Source organism: Nocardiopsis listeri (genome assembly GCF_020741345.1).
Classification (GTDB): domain Bacteria; phylum Actinomycetota; class Actinomycetes; order Streptosporangiales; family Streptosporangiaceae; genus Nocardiopsis; species Nocardiopsis listeri_A.
On sequence record NZ_DYZD01000446.1, the window covers coordinates 1 to 16,919 of the forward strand.

A 16,919-nucleotide genomic window follows, 5' to 3' on the forward strand; every position below is an offset into this window, starting at 1 on the left:
GGGGGTCCCGTCGGGTAGGAAGCGGCTGTAGGAATACGGTTTCCAGTGCCATCCCAACGAGACCATCGCGACGCTCATGGTCCCGCCGCGCGGCATGACGTGCCGTCGCATTCCGGCCGGGCCACGCGCCCACTCCCGGCAGTGTTCGAGCAGTTCGCGCCGGCTCTCCAGGGGGATCCTCCCGGGCAGGTGGACCGCTCCGGGCGCCACGTCCACCGGTGGGGAACCGAACAGGGCGTCGTCCATGGTCCCCATTGTGCCCCGCGCGGGGGAGGCTTCGCGCGGGGCTCGGGGTCAGCGTCGAACCAGGTCGCGGATGTTGACGAACAACAGCACCACGACGATGAGGCCGATGGGAACGGTGACGGCGATACGCCAGTCGGCGACGAAGGCCATCACCACCCCCAGGAGGACCGCGGTGATCACGATCAGTGCCGCCACCCCGGTGAGGTACTGGACGAACCTGCGGCGGGCCACGGAGTCGATGGCGGCGAACAACAGCACGACGCCGAGCATCGCCCACAGGGTCATCTGACCGTCGAGCAGGAACAGGGTCAGCGCCAGCGAGATCAGCAGCAGCGGGGTGCTCAGGGCCACCCACAGGTAGAGGAAACGGGTGGTCTGCTGCTCCCCTGAGGCGTAGGGCATGTGCGGGGCCTTGAGGTGCCCGGTCGGTGTGGGCACCAGCGGGATGTCACTGTCCAGAGCGCGCAGGTGGGTGTCGCGTTCGTCCGCGGTCAGGACACGCTTTTCGTAGACCTCCGCGAGTTCCTCCTCCAGCTCCTCGATCCGCTCCCCGTACTCGTGGGCCAGGGCGCGGGACTGGGCCTCGCGGCGCAGGACCAGGCGCGCGGACTCCAGTCGCCGCAGTTCGTCGCGGCGACGAAGGATGTCGGCGTCGTGGGCGCGCACCTTCTCGTCGAGGGTCCGCACGTGGGCGCGCAGTTCGGCGCGGGCCGCGGTCTCGGTGGGGGCGACCTTTTGCAGCCCCACCCAGGCCAGGGGGTCGGCCCAGGAGCGACGGATGGTGCCGTCTCGTTCGTAGCGGGGCCCGCTGGGGGCGCGCTCGCCGTCGAAGAAGTCGCCGGTGTCGCGTCCCCACAGACCGCGGAAACCCTTGACCCAGGAGGTCTCGTCGTCGATGAGGACGGCGTTCCACTCCCGGTCCCCGCCGGGGCCCAGACGTTCGCCGTCACCTCGGGCGTAGTCGACGAAGGGCACCCCGATGCCGTGCCGGTTGATGGCGCTGTCGGCTCGGAAGAGTCGGCTGGTGAGTCGTCGCCAGAATCGGACCAGGCCACGCAGGATCGACGGGTCGACCTGGATGAGGTAGTCGCCGGGCAGCATCTGGTGGGAGTGGGAGCCCGCGCCGACGTAGATCATCGGGTGGTCGCCGTCCCGGTGCAGGTCCGGGTCCTGCCAGGAACGGCGCAGGTCGTCGCCGTGGTATTCGTGCGAGGAGGCGCCGACCCAGACGGGGCTGGTGGTGCCGTCGGGGTTCTCCACGACGTAGACGGTGACGCGCTCCCAGTCGGCCTCGTGGTCGTTGACCCCGCCGTAGATGGTGCGCCAGTCGTTCATCGCGTAGAAGAACCAGTACTGGAGGATGGTGTAGCCGCCCTCGCGGGTGACGCGCCCGTAGTAGGTGGCACCCCCGTTGTCGACCCGTTCGCGGAATCGGGTGACCGCCGCGAAGGTGACACCGCCCGGGACCGCGCCGCGGATGAGCAGGGACAGCTTCATCAGGATGTCGAGGACACGGCCGAGCACGCCCACCGCGGCCAGGCGGCCGCTCTTGGGGATCACCGAGCGCGCGATGCCCTTGAAGCGACGGGCCTCCTCGCGCAGGGTCTCCTCTTGAACGAAGCGCAGGTGCTTGTGGCGGCGCGGCCACTCCTCCTCGGCCTGCGCGAGGCGTTCGAGGGTGAGCTCTCCGACGGGGACGATGACGCTCTCGCGTCCGCCGGGTTCCTCGATCCAGAGGCTGCAGTTGCGGACGTAGGCGTCCACGTCGGTGGGGAAGAAGAGTTCGCCCTTGGTGCACACGAGCACCGGTTCGTGGGCGCGCAGGAGTTCGAGGTCAGATGTCACGGCCATGATTCGCACCAAGCTAGTGCATTCGGCGGTGTGACCGTGCTTTCCGGGGGCGTGGCACACGTCATGACGCCGCGTGTTTCCCTTCGGAAAACACTTGCCAACATGGAAAGCGAGTGTCAACATGGAAACATGACGACCACGGGAGGCGCGCACATGCGCAGGGAAGACGCCTGGGACGCACTGGAACAGGCCCGGGACATGAACAAGAGGGTCCGCCCCATGGGCGGTTGGTACGCGGCCTACGGAATCCTCTACGGACTGACGAGCCTGGGCCTGGTCCTGACCTTGGGGCTCACCGACTCCGGAGTCGGCGTGATCGTGGCCAGTGTGGTGGCCGTGACGATCATCTGCCTGTTGTCCGTCTACTCGCTGCGACAGCCGGTCAAGCCCCTGGGTTATGGCCCACTGCACGTGTGGGGCGTGGCCACCTGGGGCTTGATCTACGGCGTCGCCCTGTTCGTGGGCATGTACCTCTTCCCCGGCGACATGCTCTGGTGGGCTCCGATGGCGGTGCTGAGCGCGCTGCCCACGTCGGTCACCGGCCTGATCGCCCTGCGTCGCAGCAGGAGCACGAAGTGAGCCACCCACGTGTTCGGTTGGACGAGGTCATCCACTCCCCCGTCCGCTTCTCCGTCGTGGCCGCCCTGGCCTCGGCCGACACCATCGAGTTCCGCGTCCTGCGCGACCTGGTGGAGGTGAGCGACTCGGTGCTGTCCAAGCAGATCTCCACCTTGGAGGATTCGGGGTACGTGGCGGTGAGCAAGTTCCGCGTGGGGCGGCGCACCCGCACCTCGCTCACGTTGACCTCGGCGGGGCGCAAGGCCTTCGACGAACACGTGCGGGCGCTGCGCGACATCGCCGACGGGGTGGCGCTCCCCTCGCCGACGGACGACCGAGGGGCCGACTAGGCCGCCGTGATCCCGTGGACCGACCCCCGGTCCTCGAACCTCTCGGGTTCGGGGACCTCGGTGCGCGCGGGGGTGTGCGGTCCGGAGGCGCCGTCCTTCGCCTCCGGACCCGTTCGGATGTGGCGCTCGCGCACCACCTTCTTCTCTGGGACGGCCGGCCCCGAACCACGGTCCCCGCGCGCCGCCCCGATCCCGGCGATCACGACCAGCCCCATACCCACCATCTGGACGGCGACCGGGGCCTGGCCGATGACGATCATCCCCATCACCAGGGCCACGGCCGGTTCCAGGCTGGAGAAGGTGCTGTAACCGGTCCGGCTCATCCGCTGCAGGGCGATCATCTCCAGCAGGAACGGCACCATCGGGAACAGCAGCGCGATGAGCAGGGTGAAGCCGATCAGTTCGAGGTTCGGTTCGGCGATCACGGCCGGGGCTCCCAGCGGGGCGGTGACCACCGCGCCCACCACCATCGACAGGGTCAGCCCGTGGACGGCTCCGAAGCCCGCGCCGACCTTCTGGGTGAGGATGATGTAGCCGATCACGCAGACCGCGCCGGCCAGCGCGAAGCCGACGCCGACCAGGTCGAGGTCGCCGTGCCAGGGGCGGGTCAGGCACACCACTCCGACGACGGCGGCGACGATCCACACGAGTTCACGGCGGCGGCGCATCGCGGCCACGGCCACCACGAGGGTGCCGAGGAACTCGATGGAGGTGGCGGTGCCGAGCTCGATCCGTGCCGTCGCCTCGGAGTAGAACATCATCATCCCCGCGCTCGCTGTGCCCAGGATCACCACGGCACCCAGCTCACGCCGCGTCGCCGCGCGCACGGCCCGCCACAGAGGGCGACCACCGATCGCCAAAAGCAGCACCGCCGCCCAGCTGAGACGAAGCCAGGTGACCGTGGCGGGCCCGGCGTGCTCGAACGCGGTGACGGCGAGCGCGCTGCCGGTGTGCAGCGTGAACATGCCGATGAGCAGCATCAGCGGGGCCGGGACCCGGAAGCGGGCAGGGCTGAATGAGGGGAGGAAGGAGCGGATCACCCGACCATTCGATCCAAGCCCTTCGTTTCTGTCCACGAACTCATGGTTGATGAACCATGTAGTTTCGGTGGATGGATTTCACGCGCCTGCGCCTCCTCATGGAACTGGACCGACTCGGCACCATGGCGGCCGTGTCCGAGGTCACAGGCATGAGCACCTCGGCGGTCTCCAAGCACCTCGCCGTTCTGGAGAAGGAGGCGGGGGTGGACCTGCTCGCCCCCGACGGACGCCGCGTGCGGCTCACCCCGGCCGGGCGCAGGCTCGCCGAGCACGCGGTGGACATCCTCGCCCGAGTGGAGGCGGCCCGGGCCGAGTTCGACGGCGAGGGCGAACCTGTGGGCCGCGTCGACCTGGTCATGTACACCTCGGCGGCGCCGATCGTGCTGCCCGCGCTACGCCGGCTGAGCCGCGACCACCCGGGGATCGACATCCACCTGACCGAGTACGAATCGGAGCAGGCGCTGGCGCTGTTGCAGGACGGCGAGGCGGATCTGGGGGTGGTGTACCAGTACAGTCTTCTCCCCCGACGTTTCCCGGGGACACTGACGGTGCATCCGGTGGGAACGGAGGGGCTGCTGTTGTCCCAGCCCTCTCATGGGGCGGACAGCCGCACCCTCACCCGTCGGCGACTGCGCGAGTTGGCCGACGCCGCCTGGATCGCCAGCCCCTACCGGGGCGACGAGGAGGCGCTGGTGCACCGGATGTGCGCCGACGCGGGGTTCACCCCTCGAATCGTGCACCGGATCGACACCCTGGAACTGTTCGAGGAGTTGGTGGCCACCGGGTTGGGCGTGGGCGTGGTGCCCCGCCTGTCGACGGCCACCCGGCGCGGGGTGGCCCACGCTCCCCTCGGCGAGCTGGGCGGGGTGCGGCAGGTGTACCTGGCCGGACGTACCGGCGGCTGGTCCTGGCGCCCGATTCGGGTGGTCGCCGCCTACCTGCACCAGTCCGCCGAAGACGTGCTCGACGACGTTCCGCCGTTGCCGTGGTCCGCGACGCCGGAGTGATCGGGAAGGGGTGGGCCCCTCGGGTCAGCCCGCGATCGCGAAGGGGCCCACCGAGGGCACCGGTACCTTGCTCGCGGCCTCGCGTACCGCGGTGAGCAGGGGTTCGGGGGTGGCCCCGGCCCGGGAGAGCACGATGATGTGCCGGCGTGCGGTCTCGCGCACCCCGCGCACGACGATCTGCGGGTGGTTGAGGGCGGTCCAGGCCAGACGGGGCATCAGGGCGACGCCCAGGCCCGCCTGGACCATGGAGAACACGGCGCTGAAGTCGTCGACGGTGTGCACCACGTGCGGCTGGAAGCCGGCCTGGTTGGCGGCGGCGGTCACGCAGGCGTGCCAGGCGGTGCCGGGCGCGGACATGATCCAGTCCTCGTCGGCCAGGTCGTCGGCCAGGTGGAGGCTGGTGCGGGTGGCCAGGGGGTGTTGGTAGGGCAGGATCGCGTCGAAGAGTTCGACCATCACACGGTCGGTGCGAAAGTCCGGGTCTCCGGCGGACGGCAGGTGGCTGGAGGACATGGTGACGGCCACGTCCAAGCGGCCCGAGCGCACCATCTCGGCGCTCTCCTCGGGCTCGGCCTGCACGACCTCGAAGCTCCACCCGGGGTGGCTGTCGCGCAGGCGGGCCAGGGCGGGCGCCACCAGGTCGCTGATGGCGGTGGAGAAGGAGCCGACGCGAACGACGCCGCGGTCCCCGTCGGAGTACTCGGCGAGGTCGGCGGTGGCGCGTTCCATCTCCGCGAAGATCACGTGCGCCCGTTTGAGCAGCACACGCGCGGCCCCGGTGAGCAGGAAACGCCGGCCCTGGCGTTCCACCATCGGGACGCCGGTCTCCTTGGCCAGGGCGGCCAACTGCTGGGAGACGGCCGAAGGTGTGACGTTGAGCGCCTCGGCGGTGGCGGCCACCGTGCGGTGGTGGTCGAGGGCCTGAAGGAGCTGCAAACGTCGGACATCGATCATGAACCCAATTTATGGCAGGACCCTAAGGTTTCGATGTGATTTCGATCCGATCATGGGTTCTTTACGGGTGATTCGCTGCACACGACCCCGGCGAACACGCCACATTTTCACGGCACCCCCACAGGAAAGATTCGCACTTTTTCCCACTTAGCGATGCCGAGCCTGGTTTTTCCCCGTGTCGCACCTTCCCCTTCCGTTACCGGCACGTACAGTCAGACACACAGCTCAACCACGAATCCGCACCGGGCGGCTTCCAGGGTTCCAGTGCCCAAGCTGGTGGAACGGGTGAGAAGAAAATGCAAACTTCGCTGATGACCAAACCTCGACCGAACAACGTCGGTGTTCTCGGTTTCCGCTACCTCGGTGCCCACGAGGTGGAGGAGCTCGCGGACCTGTGGGGCGCACTCCACCAGCAGCACACGGTGACCGCTCCCCACCTCGAGGACATCATCAGCGCCGTGAGCCTGGACGAGTCCTGGCGTCGGCGTCGCGCCCAGTACCTGTCCTGGATGTCCGACCCCGACACCATGGCGATCCTCGCCGAGAACGAGGGCGACCTGGCCGGGTACGCGATGGTGACCCTCCGCGAGAACGCGCAGGGCAGCTGGGACCGGGGCGAGCAGGTCGCGGTCGTGCAGACCTTCGCCATCGACCCCGAGTACACCGACACCGGGGTGGGCTCCAAGCTCCTGGAGGAGGTCCGCCGGCAGCTGGCCGCCATGAACGTGCGGGACATCGAGTTCTCCGCGCTGGCCACCGCCTCCGAGGACATCCGCTTCCTGGAGCAGGAGGGTTTCCGGCCCTTCGTCACCACCATGGTGTGCCGCGTCGACGGCTTCGGCGCCCACGACTGACCCGAAGCCACCGGGCCGGCCTCCCCTTCGGATCGGCCCCTCGAACCGGCCCCCGCGCGGTCATACCCACGTCCCGCGCGGGGGCTTCCCCGTGTCCGGCTCCGGCGACACACCCCGGCGGCTCGAAGGCCGAAGGCGCTACGCTCGCCCCGTGGCCTCCTCCGACTCGAACACCTGTGTCTTTCCCGGCTGTACCCGACCGGTCCCCCGTGGCACCGCCCCCGGACGCCCGCCGCAATACTGCGACCTGCCCGAACACACTCGGTGGCGGGCCTGGAAGGAACGCCAGCGGCTGGCCCAGGAGGCGGAGAACGCCCAGAGCGAGGCCCTGGCCGAACAGCGCGAACAGGCGCCCGCCACCGCGCCGCAGGCCGCCGAGCCCGTGACCGCCGCGCGGCTGCGCGCCGACGACCTGCTCACCCGCTTCGCCGTGCAGACCGAACAGCTCGGCGCGACCCTGACCGCGGCAACCGAGGCCTTCGCCACGATGTCCGACCCCGCGGCCGCCGAGGCGCAGGTGGAGGCGGCCCGTCTGGAGTCCGCCCGCAGGGTCTCGGAGGCCGACTCCGCGCGGTTGGAGGCGGAGAACCGCCGACGCGAGGCCGAGGCGGCCAGGCGCGCCGCCGAGGAGGCCACCGCCGCGGCCGTGGCCGGTACCCAGGACGCCGAACGCATGGCGGAGGAGGCCCTGAGCCGTAGGGACGCCGCTGAGACCGAGCGCGACCGATCGCAGGAGTCCGCCCGAGTCGCGGCTCTGGAACGCGACGCGGCCGTGGCCGAGGCCAACGCCGGGTTGGCCGCCGCCGAGCGTCGGATCGCCGAGACGATCGAACGTGCCCGCGCCGACCTGGAGCGTGAGCGCACCGAGGCCGCGCTGCGCCTGGACCGCGCACGTGGTGAGGCCGAGCGGGCACAGACCGTGCTCAACGAACAGTCCCGGTTGCGCGAGGAGGCCGAGCTCGCCGCGCGGGAGGCCCGCGCCCGCGCCGAGGCCGCCGAGGATCGGGCCCACCGGGCCACTCGGGACCTGGAGTCGGAGCGGGCCCGGTTCGACACCGAGTTGGAGCGTGCCCATCAGCGGTCGGAGTCGGATCGCGCGGCCGCCGAGGCCGAGCGGACACGTCTGACCGCGGAGCTGGAACGGTCGAACGCCGAACGCGAACGTCTGGCCTCGGAGTTGGAGTCCCAACGCCGCAGTGCCGAGGTGACCTTGAACGAGGCGCGCGAGGCCGGGGCGGCGCGACTGTCGGTGGCGGAGGAGGCCCGTGACCTCGCTCTGGAGCGCGCCGAACGGGCCGAGGCTGAACTCGACTCCCTGCGGAACCGGGCACGTGAGGGGGCCGGTTCCACCTGATCCGGCCCCGCATATGACTTACATCCCCTTTTGCACCTTTTATTCGGCTTAGGATGGTGGCCGTGCGAGATCTGGGAACCACTGGTGAAACCGGCCCGATGCCACTGGGCGACGGTCGGTCCGATCAAGGTCCCCGGCGTGCGACCATCGGCGACCGCCCCAGCCCCCGAATGGACCTCAGGGCGCTCTTCGGCCTGGAGACCGGTCACTGGGCGTGGCGGACCGCGGCGCACGCCGCCGTGGCGATGAGTGTCTCCTTCGCTCTGGCCACGATGCTCTTCGGCCCCCAGCTCGGAACAATGGCCGCTCTCGGGTCCATGACCGTCCTGTACGAGAAGAAGACGCCCTACTCCTACCGCGCCGCCGCCCTCGCCCTGGTGGGGCTGGGTTTCGTCGCCGCGGTGGCCTTCAACTCCCTGGCCTCGTCCCTGTCCCCCTGGGCCGCGGTCGCCTCCATCGGTCTGACCGCCGGCCTGAGCACCTGGGTCTGCGCGGCCTGGCGGGTGGACAAACCCGGCCCGATGTTCTTCGTCCTGGTCGCCACCATCTCCACCATCGCCCCCGGTGGGGTGGCCGAAGTCCCCCTGCACGCGCTCATCGCCGCTCTGGGCGCGTCGGTGGGCTGGACGGTATCGATGTCCGGCGCCTTCTTCCGGTCCCGTCGCCCCGAATATCAGGCGGTGGCCGAGGCCTTCCGGGAACTGGCCGTCCTGCTGCGATCCGTGGGCACGCCCGAACTCGACCACGCCCAGCACCAGGCGTCGGTGGCGGTGGCCGAGGCCTGGCGGATCGTACTGTTGGGGCAGACGCGAGGCTACCGCCCCACCCCCGAGGCGGCCCGCCTGCGCGCGTTGTTGCGCTGGGTCTCCGACGTCCATCTGTCCGCGACCCAGGTGTGCATCGCGCGGACCACGCCCTTGCCGACCCAGGCCGCCGAGTTCGCCGAGCGGATGGCACCGGCCGTCGCCGACCCCTCCCAGGCCCCCGACCCCGAGTCCCTGCACGAGTTGCGCCGCGGGATGCGACCGCGTTCGTTGGAGTCCCGTCTCTACGGCCTGTTGACCAGGACCGCCCAGACCGCTCGTCGTAGCGCCAAGGACGAGGACGTCGAGGACGATCATCGCTCCGCCGACCTGCACGACGAGCGTTACCCGGCGCTGGCGAGCGCCCTGCGCTCCAGCCTGAGCTCGGACTCCCTGATCCGGCCCACCGCCCTGCGCATGTGGCTGACGGTGACCGCCGCCGGCATGTTCGGTCTGTGGATGGGGCTGGACCACTACTACTGGGTGGCGCTGACCACCACCTCCGTGCTGCAGGCCGGCAACGTGTCCCTGGCCTTCAACCGTTCGGTGCAGCGCTCCCTGGGCACCCTGCTGGGCGTGCTGGCCGGGGTGGGGCTGCTCCTGTTGAGCCCGCCCCTGGCCGTGGTGATCATCCTGGCCGGGCTGTTCCAGGGCACCACGCAGCTGGTGGTGGCCCGCAACTTCTTCTACGCCTCGATCGTGATGACCCCGATGGCGTTGATGCTGTCCTACACGGCCAACCCGGCTCCCCTGGCCGACCTGGCCGAGTCCAGGTTCATCGACACGGTGGTGGGTTCGGTGTTCGGTCTGGCCGGCGCACTGTTGCTGTGGCGCAAGGCTTCGGCGACCCGACTGCCACAGGCCATCTCCAGCGTGTTGGAGCGCACCCGCCAGTGCATGATGGCGGTGTTGGACCAGGACTCGGAGATGACCGAGGAACGCCGGTACCGGCTGCGCAGAGACATGCGCGCGGCCACGGTGAGCCTGCGGGGCGTGTACGAGAGCGCTCTCGGCGACGCACCGCGGGCGGCCTCCACCCGACCGTTGTGGCCGGTGGTGGTGGCCACCCAGCGCATCGGCTACCTGGCGCTGGCCGCGCTCTCCCAGGACCGCGGCCCCGAGCCGGTCGGCATCATCACCCTGCAACGCGTGGACCTGGCCTTCCGCGAACTCATCTCGGCCATGGAGGAACGTCGGACCCCGCGGCTCGGCGCACTGCCCCGGCTGCCCGCCTACCCGCGCATCAACATGGAACTGCGGGCGTTGGCCACCGCCATGACGACCGCGGTGGCCCAGGACGAGAGGTCGGCCCGGCAGGAGGCCGAGCGGTGGGCCCGCCGGGAGCAGCGTCGCGCCCAGCGGGATGTGGACGCCGACCTGTGACGGGTGGGGCGGGCCCACCGGGGCTCAGTCCTCGTCGATGACCGCGAACGCCCGGACCGGGAAGGCCGCCACCGCGCGCACCTTGGCGGGGACCGCGTAGAAGGTGAACCCTTCTGCGGGCAGCCGGTCGAGCAGGCACAGGTGGCTGACGATCGGCACCCCCGCGGTGAGCAGGGTGGCCTGGGCGGGACGGGATCCCTCGGTGACCGGCGAGGTGTCGTCGACCCCGATCGAGTCGATACCGACCAGGGTGACCCCCGCCTGGACCAGGGTCTTGGCGGCCGTCTCGGTCAGGTGGGGGTGGTCGTGGGTGCCGTAGGTCTCGGTCCGCCAGTGCCGGTCCCAGCCCGTACGGAGCAGGACGGCGCGACCGCGCAGGTCCAACCCGGCGAAGGCCTCGGGACCGATCCGTCGCCGACCGGTGGCCTCGACCACGATCCCGGGCAGGCACGCGACCCGGTCCAGGTCCAGATCGGCGGGGTCCGCGGCGTCGCGGTAGGGGTGGGCGGGGATCTCGACGTAGGTTCCGGTCGCCCCGACCATCGAGACCCGGCCGCTGCTGTCGCCGTGTCCGGGGACCGCACCCGCGACGGTGGTGCTCTCCTTGATCACGGGTTCGGGCAGCCCGGGGCAGGTGGTCATTCCGTCGGTGATCTGGTGGCTGACGTCGACCAGTTTCGGCATGGCTGTGCTTCCTCGCTCGTATGCGACAGGAGGGCCTCTGAACCGGGCCAGAGGTCTAGACCACGACCCTAGCGCGCGTGGCACAGGTCACGACAGGGGAACAGGACACCGATCGAACGACACCCGGCCCCCGCTAAGCTCGTAGGCACCGCAGCGGACCGTCGTCCCCCGACGACCGCGCACCCCCGCAGCAGATACACCCGCCGAGAAGGGGCGACTCCATCGTGTCAATGTACGGAGCGGCCAAGGCCCTCGTCGCGCCCGCCAGCCGCATGGTGTGGCCCCAGCGCGTGGAGGGCGTTCACCACGTTCCCGCGAGTGGTCCGGTGATCCTGGCCGCCAACCACCTGGCGCTGATCGACCCCCTCTTCATCGGCGTGGCCTGCCCCCGACCGGTACGCTTCATCGCCAAACAGGAGCTGTTCGACGAGAGCACCCTGGCGAAGAAGACCTTCGCGCGAGTCCTGCGGGCCCTGGGTCCGCTCTCGGTGGACCGCCGCCCCGGACAGAGCGCCCAGGAGGCCATGGACAACAGCCTGGCCGTCCTGGAGAGCGGCGAGGTGTTCGGCATCTTCCCGGAGGGCACCCGCTCCCCCGACGGTCGCCTGTACAGGGGACAGACCGGACTGGCCTGGTTGGCCCTGACCACGGGGGCGCCGGTCGTCCCGGTCGCACTGGCCGGCACCGAGCGCATCCTGCCGCCGGGGCGCAGGGTCCCCTCCTTCAACCGGGTGGGGGTCCGCTTCGGCGAGCCGGTGGACCTGTCACCGTGGCGGGACAAGGCGGGCAAGGCCAAGCCTCGGCGGGAGGCGACCGATGCGATCATGGGTGCGATCGCCAAGCTGTCCGGGCAGGAGCAGGTGGCGCGGTTCGCCGCCTCGGTCAAAGCCGAACTCGAGCAGGGGTGATTTTCCCCACAGCGCCTCCGGGGCTGATTCGCCCTTGGCCGGGCGTTGACCCGGAATCGAGGGCCCTTTTTCGAGCTCGGATCCGCCTTCCGGCCTGGCCTTCGAGCACACGGGCCCCTAGACCCTCTCTCGTTGGCCCTGGCATCGGGAGAAGAATTCCCTACCCTTATAGTGGGTTTTCCCGGTGGCCACACCGGATAGATTAGGCAAGCCTTACCTTTCGATGGCGTCCGACCCTGGCGCGAAGACTTGGAGCTGTGCGATGACGCGACCACTGCGAGTGGGAATCGTGGGTGCGGGCCCGGCGGGCATCTACGCCGCGGACCTGCTCACCAAGGACGAGACCCTGTCCGCGTGCGGCACGTCCGTCAGCATCGACATCCTCGACAAGCTGCCCTCGCCGTACGGCCTGGTCCGTTACGGCGTGGCCCCCGACCACCCCCGGATCAAGCAGATCCAGGGCGCGCTGCACAAGATCCTCGACAAGCCCCAGATCACCTTCTACGGCAATGTCGAGTACGGCGTGGACCTCAAGCTTGAGGATCTGCGCCGCCACTACGACGCGGTCGTCTTCGCCACCGGCAGCGACCGCGACCGGCCACTGGACATCCCCGGCGTGGACCTGCCCGGCAGCCACGGCGCCGCCGACTTCGTCTTCTGGTACGACTCCCACCCCGACGTCAACCCCTCCTGGCACGTGGACGGCACCAGCGTCGCGGTGATCGGCGCGGGCAACGTCGCCGTCGACGTCGCCCGCATCCTGGCCAAGGACGCCGACGACCTGCTGTCGACCGACATCACCGACAACGTCTACGAGGGCCTGCGAGCCAAGCAGATCACCGACGTGCACGTGTTCTCCCGCCGCGGCATCGCCCAGTGCAAGGCCACCCCGATGGAGCTGCGCGAGCTGGACAAGCAGCCCGGTGTGGAGGTCCTGGTCTACGCCGAGGACTTCGACATGGACGAGGGCAGCCTCCAGGCCTGCGAGGACTCCAACCAGGTCAAGACCAACGTCAAGGTCCTGCAGAACTGGGCGATCCGGGACGAGCGCGGCGCCGAGCGTCGCCTGCACCTGCACTTCCTGCACGCTCCCGCCGAGATCCTGGGCGAGGACAAGGTCACCGGGATCCGCACCGAGCGCATGGAGCTGACCGGCGACGGCAACGTCAAGGGCATCGGCGAGTTCGTCGACACCGAGGTCCAGGCCGTCTACCGCGCCATCGGCTACCTGGGCTCGCCCCTGGCCGACCTGCCCTTCGACGAGGAGCGGGGCGTGGTCCCCAACTCCGAGGGCCGGGTCCTGGACCTGGACGAGAACCCCATCGACGGCGTGTACGCCACCGGTTGGATCAAGCGCGGCCCCGTCGGCCTCATCGGTCACACCAAGGGCGACGCCCTGGAGACCATCACCAACCTGGTCGCCGACCGCGGCTCCTTCACCCCCGCCACCGAGCCCGACCCTGTCTCCTTCCGGTCCCTGCTCACCGAGCGCGGTGTCGAGTACACCACCTGGGAGGGTTGGCAGCGCATCGAGGCCAAGGAGGAGGAGCTGGGCGCCGAACGCGGCCGCAAGCGCCTCAAGCTGCTCAGCCGTGAGGAACAGACCAGCGTCGCACGTCAGGCGTAGCCTCGCGCGTGCTTCCCCGCCGGTCCCGCGCCCCTCTGCGGGACCGGCCCTTGCCCTTTACCCACCCCTGCCTCTTCTGGCACCGTGAGATTGCACATTCGGCTCTCTCCCGGTTCGTGGAACAACTGCCCGGACCGATGGGTTAGAGTCACTGTTGGTCGGTGTGGTAGCAAGTGTCCCCCGGGCCTCAACTATTGCCTTCGCGGAATACCGCGTCCGGCACCCGCCCTTCGGGGTGGGACGGACCGGACGGCCAGGAGCCCCGTTGTGCCCCGCGCCGAGAGGCGACCGCCATGCCGACCATCAACCTCGTGCCCCGCTCCCACCGAAGTGGGAGCGGGGCATCGTGGTCTCTCCCGGAAACGCAACGAAGGACGGTCAGGCGTGGACGATTGGTCCCCCCGACAGCCGGATTCCTCCGGACCGCCCGACGATCGGTCGGACGGTGACGACGCGCGGCAGCCGCGCCCGGAGAACCCCTATCGCATCCCCCAGCGGCCATCAGGGGCTCGTCCCAAGGACGCGGGGGGCTTCGGTTTCGGGCACCCGCGTCCCGCGGACCCCGAGCCGAGCGATCCCGCCACCGAGGCCTGGGAAGTGCCGAAGGAGACCGGGGAGACCGAGGATCGCGAGAGCGTCTCCGAGCCGACCCCCGACGACGGTCCCCGGCCCTGGGACATGAGTCCCGCCGACCCCGTGCCCCAGGCCCCCGAACGGCCCGCGGAGAACTCGTGGGACAACGCCGGCCCTGGTTCCTGGGACACCCCGGGCGATGGGCTCGGGGAGTCCCGGGAGGATTCCGCCGAACCCTCGTGGGAGAGCCCGGCCACCGCCGGCGAGACAGAGTCCGGTACCGCAGGTTGGGGTCTGGCCCCCGAGCCGCCGTCCGGCCAGGACAGCTGGAACCAAGGCCACGCCGCCGAGCGGGAGCCGTGGGACGCTCCGGCCTCCGAGAAGCCGTGGGAGCAGACACAGAACGACCGAGGCCGTTCCTCCGACCTGTCGCCCGCACAGCCCTCGTGGGAGGACCACGGCGGTCAGGCCGGCGACCCCCGCATGGCCTGGGGCGAGGAGACCTTCCCCGAGCGGCCCACCGACGAATGGAGCAGCGCCGCTTCGAACCCTTCCTGGGAGCAGCGGGCGGCCTCCGGGGCCGGCGAGGAGCGGTGGGACACCCCGCACAAGGCGGAGTCGTCCCCGGACGACCTGGGATCCTCCGTCGAGCCCGCACAGCACCGGTGGGACGCGCCGGGCACCGGCGCCCACGAAGGGTGGGGACGGGCCGCCCCGGAACAGCCTTCCGCCGAGGCCGAGGAGACGCCCTACCGCGGTCAGCCCACCTACGGAGGCGACACCCCCTACCCGGGTTCGGCCCCGATAGGGCCGCAGGACGGGGACGCTCCGCGGCCGGAGGAGCAGGGTCAGGGTTACGAGTACCTCTACAGCGGTCCGGGTGGCCAGGGCCCCGGTGGGCCCGGCGGCCCCCAGGGGCCGCACGGCCCCGACGACGGCTACTACGACGACCCCTACGACGCCGGCCCACCGAAGAAGAAGTCCCGTCGCGGACTGCTCATCGGTCTGGCCTCGGTCGTGGTCGTGCTGGCCCTGATCGGCGGTGGCGTGGGCTGGTACATCTACACCCTGCCCGAGCCGGAGGAGGCCACCGGCGAGTACGAGGCCGCCTGGGAGGAACAGGACTTCGCCCGTCTCGCCGCCGTCACCACCGGCGACGACGCCGAGGCCATCCTCGGCGGGATCGACGCCGGTCTGGGTGTGGACGGGGTCGACGTGGAGGTCGGCACGCCGGTCACCGACGGCGGCACCGGCAGCGCCTCCTACGAGGTGACGCTCTCACTGACCAACGCCTCGGACTGGGGCTGGGAGGGCGAACTCCCGCTCGTGCGCGAGGACGGTGAGTGGTGGGTCGACTTCTCGCCCGAGGTCGCCTACCCCGGGTTGGGCGAGGGCCAGGTGCTCGCCCGCACCGCCGTATTCGGTGAGCGCGGTCAGATCCAGGCCGCCGACGGCACTCCTCTGGACACCCCGGACACGTCCGGTTCCCTCCAGATGATCGTCGGCACGCTGGGCGAGGCCGACGAGGATGACATCGAGAGGCTGGGCCCGGCCTACAACATCGGTGACACCGTCGGCAAGAGCGGGCTCCAGCGCACCTACGAGGAACGACTGGCCGGTGAGGCCGCGACCACCATCCTGATGGTGGACGCCGCCGAGGCCGAGGACCCCGCCTCGTTGGAGGCCACCGAGGAGAACACCGTGGCGACCCTGGACGGGTCCGACGGCGAGTCGATCACCACCAGTATCGACATGGGTGTCCAGAACGCGGCGTCGAACGCCATCATCGACGCCGACGACCCGGCCGGGTTGGTCGCGATCCGGCCCTCCACCGGGGAGATCCTGGCCGCGGTGAACGTTCCCGGTGGGTTCAACCGGGCCTTCGAGGGCCAATACGCACCCGGTTCGTCGTTCAAGATCGTCACCTACAGCGCGCTGTTGGACAACGGTCTGTCCACCAACGCCACGATGAACTGTCCCGAGGAGTACGAGCTGGGCGGGTGGCCGTTCCGCAACGCGGGAGACGCCGAGTACGGCGAGCAGTCGGTGACCGAGGCGTTCGCGACCTCGTGCAACACCGCGCTGGTGCACGAGGTCGGTGAGTACCTGAACCCGGAGACGTTGCTGGCCAGTGCCGAGCAGTTCGGGATGAACAAGCCGCTGGACATCGGTGTGACCACCCACGAACCCAGCTTCCCTCCGGTGGACAGCACCACCATGATGGGCGCGCAGGGCATCGGTCAGGGCCAGATCCTCACCTCACCGCTGCACATGGCGACGGTGCCCGCGGCGGTCGCCGACGGTTCGTGGCGCCACCCGGTGCTGGTGACCGAACCGGCGGCCGAGGACCTGCCGGAGCCGACGGCCATCGGCAACGCCGAGGCGCTCCGACCGATGATGCGCGCGGTGATCACCGACGGCACCGCCAAGAGCGTCGACTTCGAGGGCGACGTGTACGGCAAGACCGGAACCGCCGAGTACGGCACCGCCGAGGACGCCGACGAGGACGACGAGCTGCCCAGCCACGCCTGGATGGTCGGTTACAAGGGCGATGTGGCGTTCGCCGTGGTGGTGGACGGTGGCGGAGGCGGTTCGGCCGTCGCCGCTCCGTTGGCCGCGAAGTTCACCAACGCGCTCTAGGACGCCGCGAGCGTGTGAGAACACCACTGCTCCCTGGGAGTTGGACCGGAGAATCCGGTTCCATCGACCAGGGAGCGGTTGTATGAG

Annotated in this window: 13 protein-coding genes and 1 pseudogene; 9 read left to right on the plus strand and 5 right to left on the minus strand. The window is 70.2% G+C overall.

The features are described from left to right. Both K8V84_RS24025 and K8V84_RS24030 read right to left on the minus strand, forming a co-directional pair. Positions 1-246, minus strand: a pseudogene (locus K8V84_RS24025) (alpha-ketoglutarate-dependent dioxygenase AlkB); the annotation flags it as partial. A gap of 48 nt (positions 247-294) precedes the next feature. Next, the gene (locus K8V84_RS24030) at positions 295-2,097 is read right to left on the minus strand and encodes a hypothetical protein (RefSeq protein WP_304078871.1); all 1,803 of its coding nucleotides are present in this window, start codon (positions 2,095-2,097) and stop codon (positions 295-297) included. Positions 2,098-2,226: 129 nt separating this feature from the next. Between K8V84_RS24030 and K8V84_RS24035 the strand changes: the two genes are divergently transcribed. After that, positions 2,227-2,676, plus strand: coding sequence for a hypothetical protein (locus K8V84_RS24035; RefSeq protein ID WP_304078873.1), 450 nt, complete (start codon positions 2,227-2,229; stop codon positions 2,674-2,676). Further along, a complete protein-coding gene (locus K8V84_RS24040; RefSeq protein ID WP_304078875.1) occupies positions 2,673-3,005 on the plus strand; it encodes a transcriptional regulator in 333 nt (110 codons plus the stop codon). Before K8V84_RS24035 ends, K8V84_RS24040 begins: the two co-directional genes overlap by 4 nt. Here K8V84_RS24040 and K8V84_RS24045 read toward each other — a convergent pair. After that, positions 3,002-4,045 carry a DMT family transporter gene (locus tag K8V84_RS24045; protein WP_304078876.1) on the minus strand — a complete coding sequence of 348 codons (1,044 nt, stop codon included), beginning with the start codon at positions 4,043-4,045 and terminating at the stop codon, positions 3,002-3,004. The two genes, K8V84_RS24040 and K8V84_RS24045, sit on opposite strands and share 4 nt — an antisense overlap. Before the next feature lie 71 nt (positions 4,046-4,116). Between K8V84_RS24045 and K8V84_RS24050 the strand changes: the two genes are divergently transcribed. Next, the gene (locus tag K8V84_RS24050) at positions 4,117-5,052 is read left to right on the plus strand and encodes a LysR family transcriptional regulator (protein WP_304078877.1); all 936 of its coding nucleotides are present in this window, start codon (positions 4,117-4,119) and stop codon (positions 5,050-5,052) included. A gap of 24 nt (positions 5,053-5,076) precedes the next feature. Here the strand turns inward: K8V84_RS24050 and K8V84_RS24055 are convergent, their stop codons facing one another. Beyond that, a complete protein-coding gene (locus K8V84_RS24055; protein WP_304078878.1) occupies positions 5,077-6,006 on the minus strand; it encodes a LysR family transcriptional regulator in 930 nt (309 codons plus the stop codon). 311 nt (positions 6,007-6,317) lie between these two features. Here K8V84_RS24055 and K8V84_RS24060 point away from each other — a divergent pair, with 311 nt between their 5' ends. The 3 genes from K8V84_RS24060 to K8V84_RS24070 all read left to right on the plus strand — a co-directional run bounded on the left by K8V84_RS24060 (position 6,318) and on the right by K8V84_RS24070 (position 10,400). Next, positions 6,318-6,860, plus strand: coding sequence for a GNAT family N-acetyltransferase (locus K8V84_RS24060; protein ID WP_304078880.1), 543 nt, complete (start codon positions 6,318-6,320; stop codon positions 6,858-6,860). Positions 6,861-7,011: 151 nt separating this feature from the next. Further along, positions 7,012-8,214, plus strand: a complete 1,203-nt coding sequence (locus K8V84_RS24065; RefSeq protein ID WP_304078882.1) for a hypothetical protein — start codon at positions 7,012-7,014, stop codon at positions 8,212-8,214. A gap of 98 nt (positions 8,215-8,312) precedes the next feature. Next, entirely contained in the window at positions 8,313-10,400 is a 2,088-nt protein-coding gene (locus K8V84_RS24070; RefSeq protein WP_304078883.1) for an FUSC family protein, read from the plus strand. A gap of 24 nt (positions 10,401-10,424) precedes the next feature. On the opposite strand, the gene K8V84_RS24075 is transcribed toward K8V84_RS24070, so the two are convergent. Then, entirely contained in the window at positions 10,425-11,084 is a 660-nt protein-coding gene (locus tag K8V84_RS24075; protein ID WP_304078885.1) for a cyclase family protein, read from the minus strand. Positions 11,085-11,308: 224 nt separating this feature from the next. Between K8V84_RS24075 and K8V84_RS24080 the strand changes: the two genes are divergently transcribed. The 3 genes from K8V84_RS24080 to K8V84_RS24090 all read left to right on the plus strand — a co-directional run bounded on the left by K8V84_RS24080 (position 11,309) and on the right by K8V84_RS24090 (position 16,832). Further along, complete coding sequence (locus K8V84_RS24080; RefSeq protein ID WP_304078886.1) at positions 11,309-11,992, plus strand: 1-acyl-sn-glycerol-3-phosphate acyltransferase; 684 nt, start codon at positions 11,309-11,311, stop codon at positions 11,990-11,992. A gap of 280 nt (positions 11,993-12,272) precedes the next feature. Further along, complete coding sequence (locus tag K8V84_RS24085) at positions 12,273-13,619, plus strand: FAD-dependent oxidoreductase (RefSeq protein ID WP_304078890.1); 1,347 nt, start codon at positions 12,273-12,275, stop codon at positions 13,617-13,619. A 384-nt stretch (positions 13,620-14,003) separates the two neighbouring features. Continuing rightward, positions 14,004-16,832, plus strand: a complete 2,829-nt coding sequence (locus K8V84_RS24090) for a penicillin-binding transpeptidase domain-containing protein (RefSeq protein WP_304078888.1) — start codon at positions 14,004-14,006, stop codon at positions 16,830-16,832. Positions 16,833-16,919 lie beyond the last annotated feature (87 nt).

Bases quoted from the DNA above. Each gene is read 5' to 3' on its own strand.
- K8V84_RS24030 (WP_304078871.1), bottom strand. From the start codon at position 2,097: ATGGCCGTGACATCTGACCTCGAACTCCTGCGCGCCCACGAACCGGTG.
- K8V84_RS24060 (WP_304078880.1), top strand. From the start codon at position 6,318: ATGACCAAACCTCGACCGAACAACGTCGGTGTTCTCGGTTTCCGCTAC.
- K8V84_RS24035 (WP_304078873.1), top strand. From the start codon at position 2,227: ATGACGACCACGGGAGGCGCGCACATGCGCAGGGAAGACGCCTGGGAC.
- K8V84_RS24075 (WP_304078885.1), bottom strand. From the start codon at position 11,084: ATGCCGAAACTGGTCGACGTCAGCCACCAGATCACCGACGGAATGACC.
- K8V84_RS24050 (WP_304078877.1), top strand. From the start codon at position 4,117: ATGGATTTCACGCGCCTGCGCCTCCTCATGGAACTGGACCGACTCGGC.
- K8V84_RS24055 (WP_304078878.1), bottom strand. From the start codon at position 6,006: ATGATCGATGTCCGACGTTTGCAGCTCCTTCAGGCCCTCGACCACCAC.
- K8V84_RS24070 (WP_304078883.1), top strand. From the start codon at position 8,313: ATGCCACTGGGCGACGGTCGGTCCGATCAAGGTCCCCGGCGTGCGACC.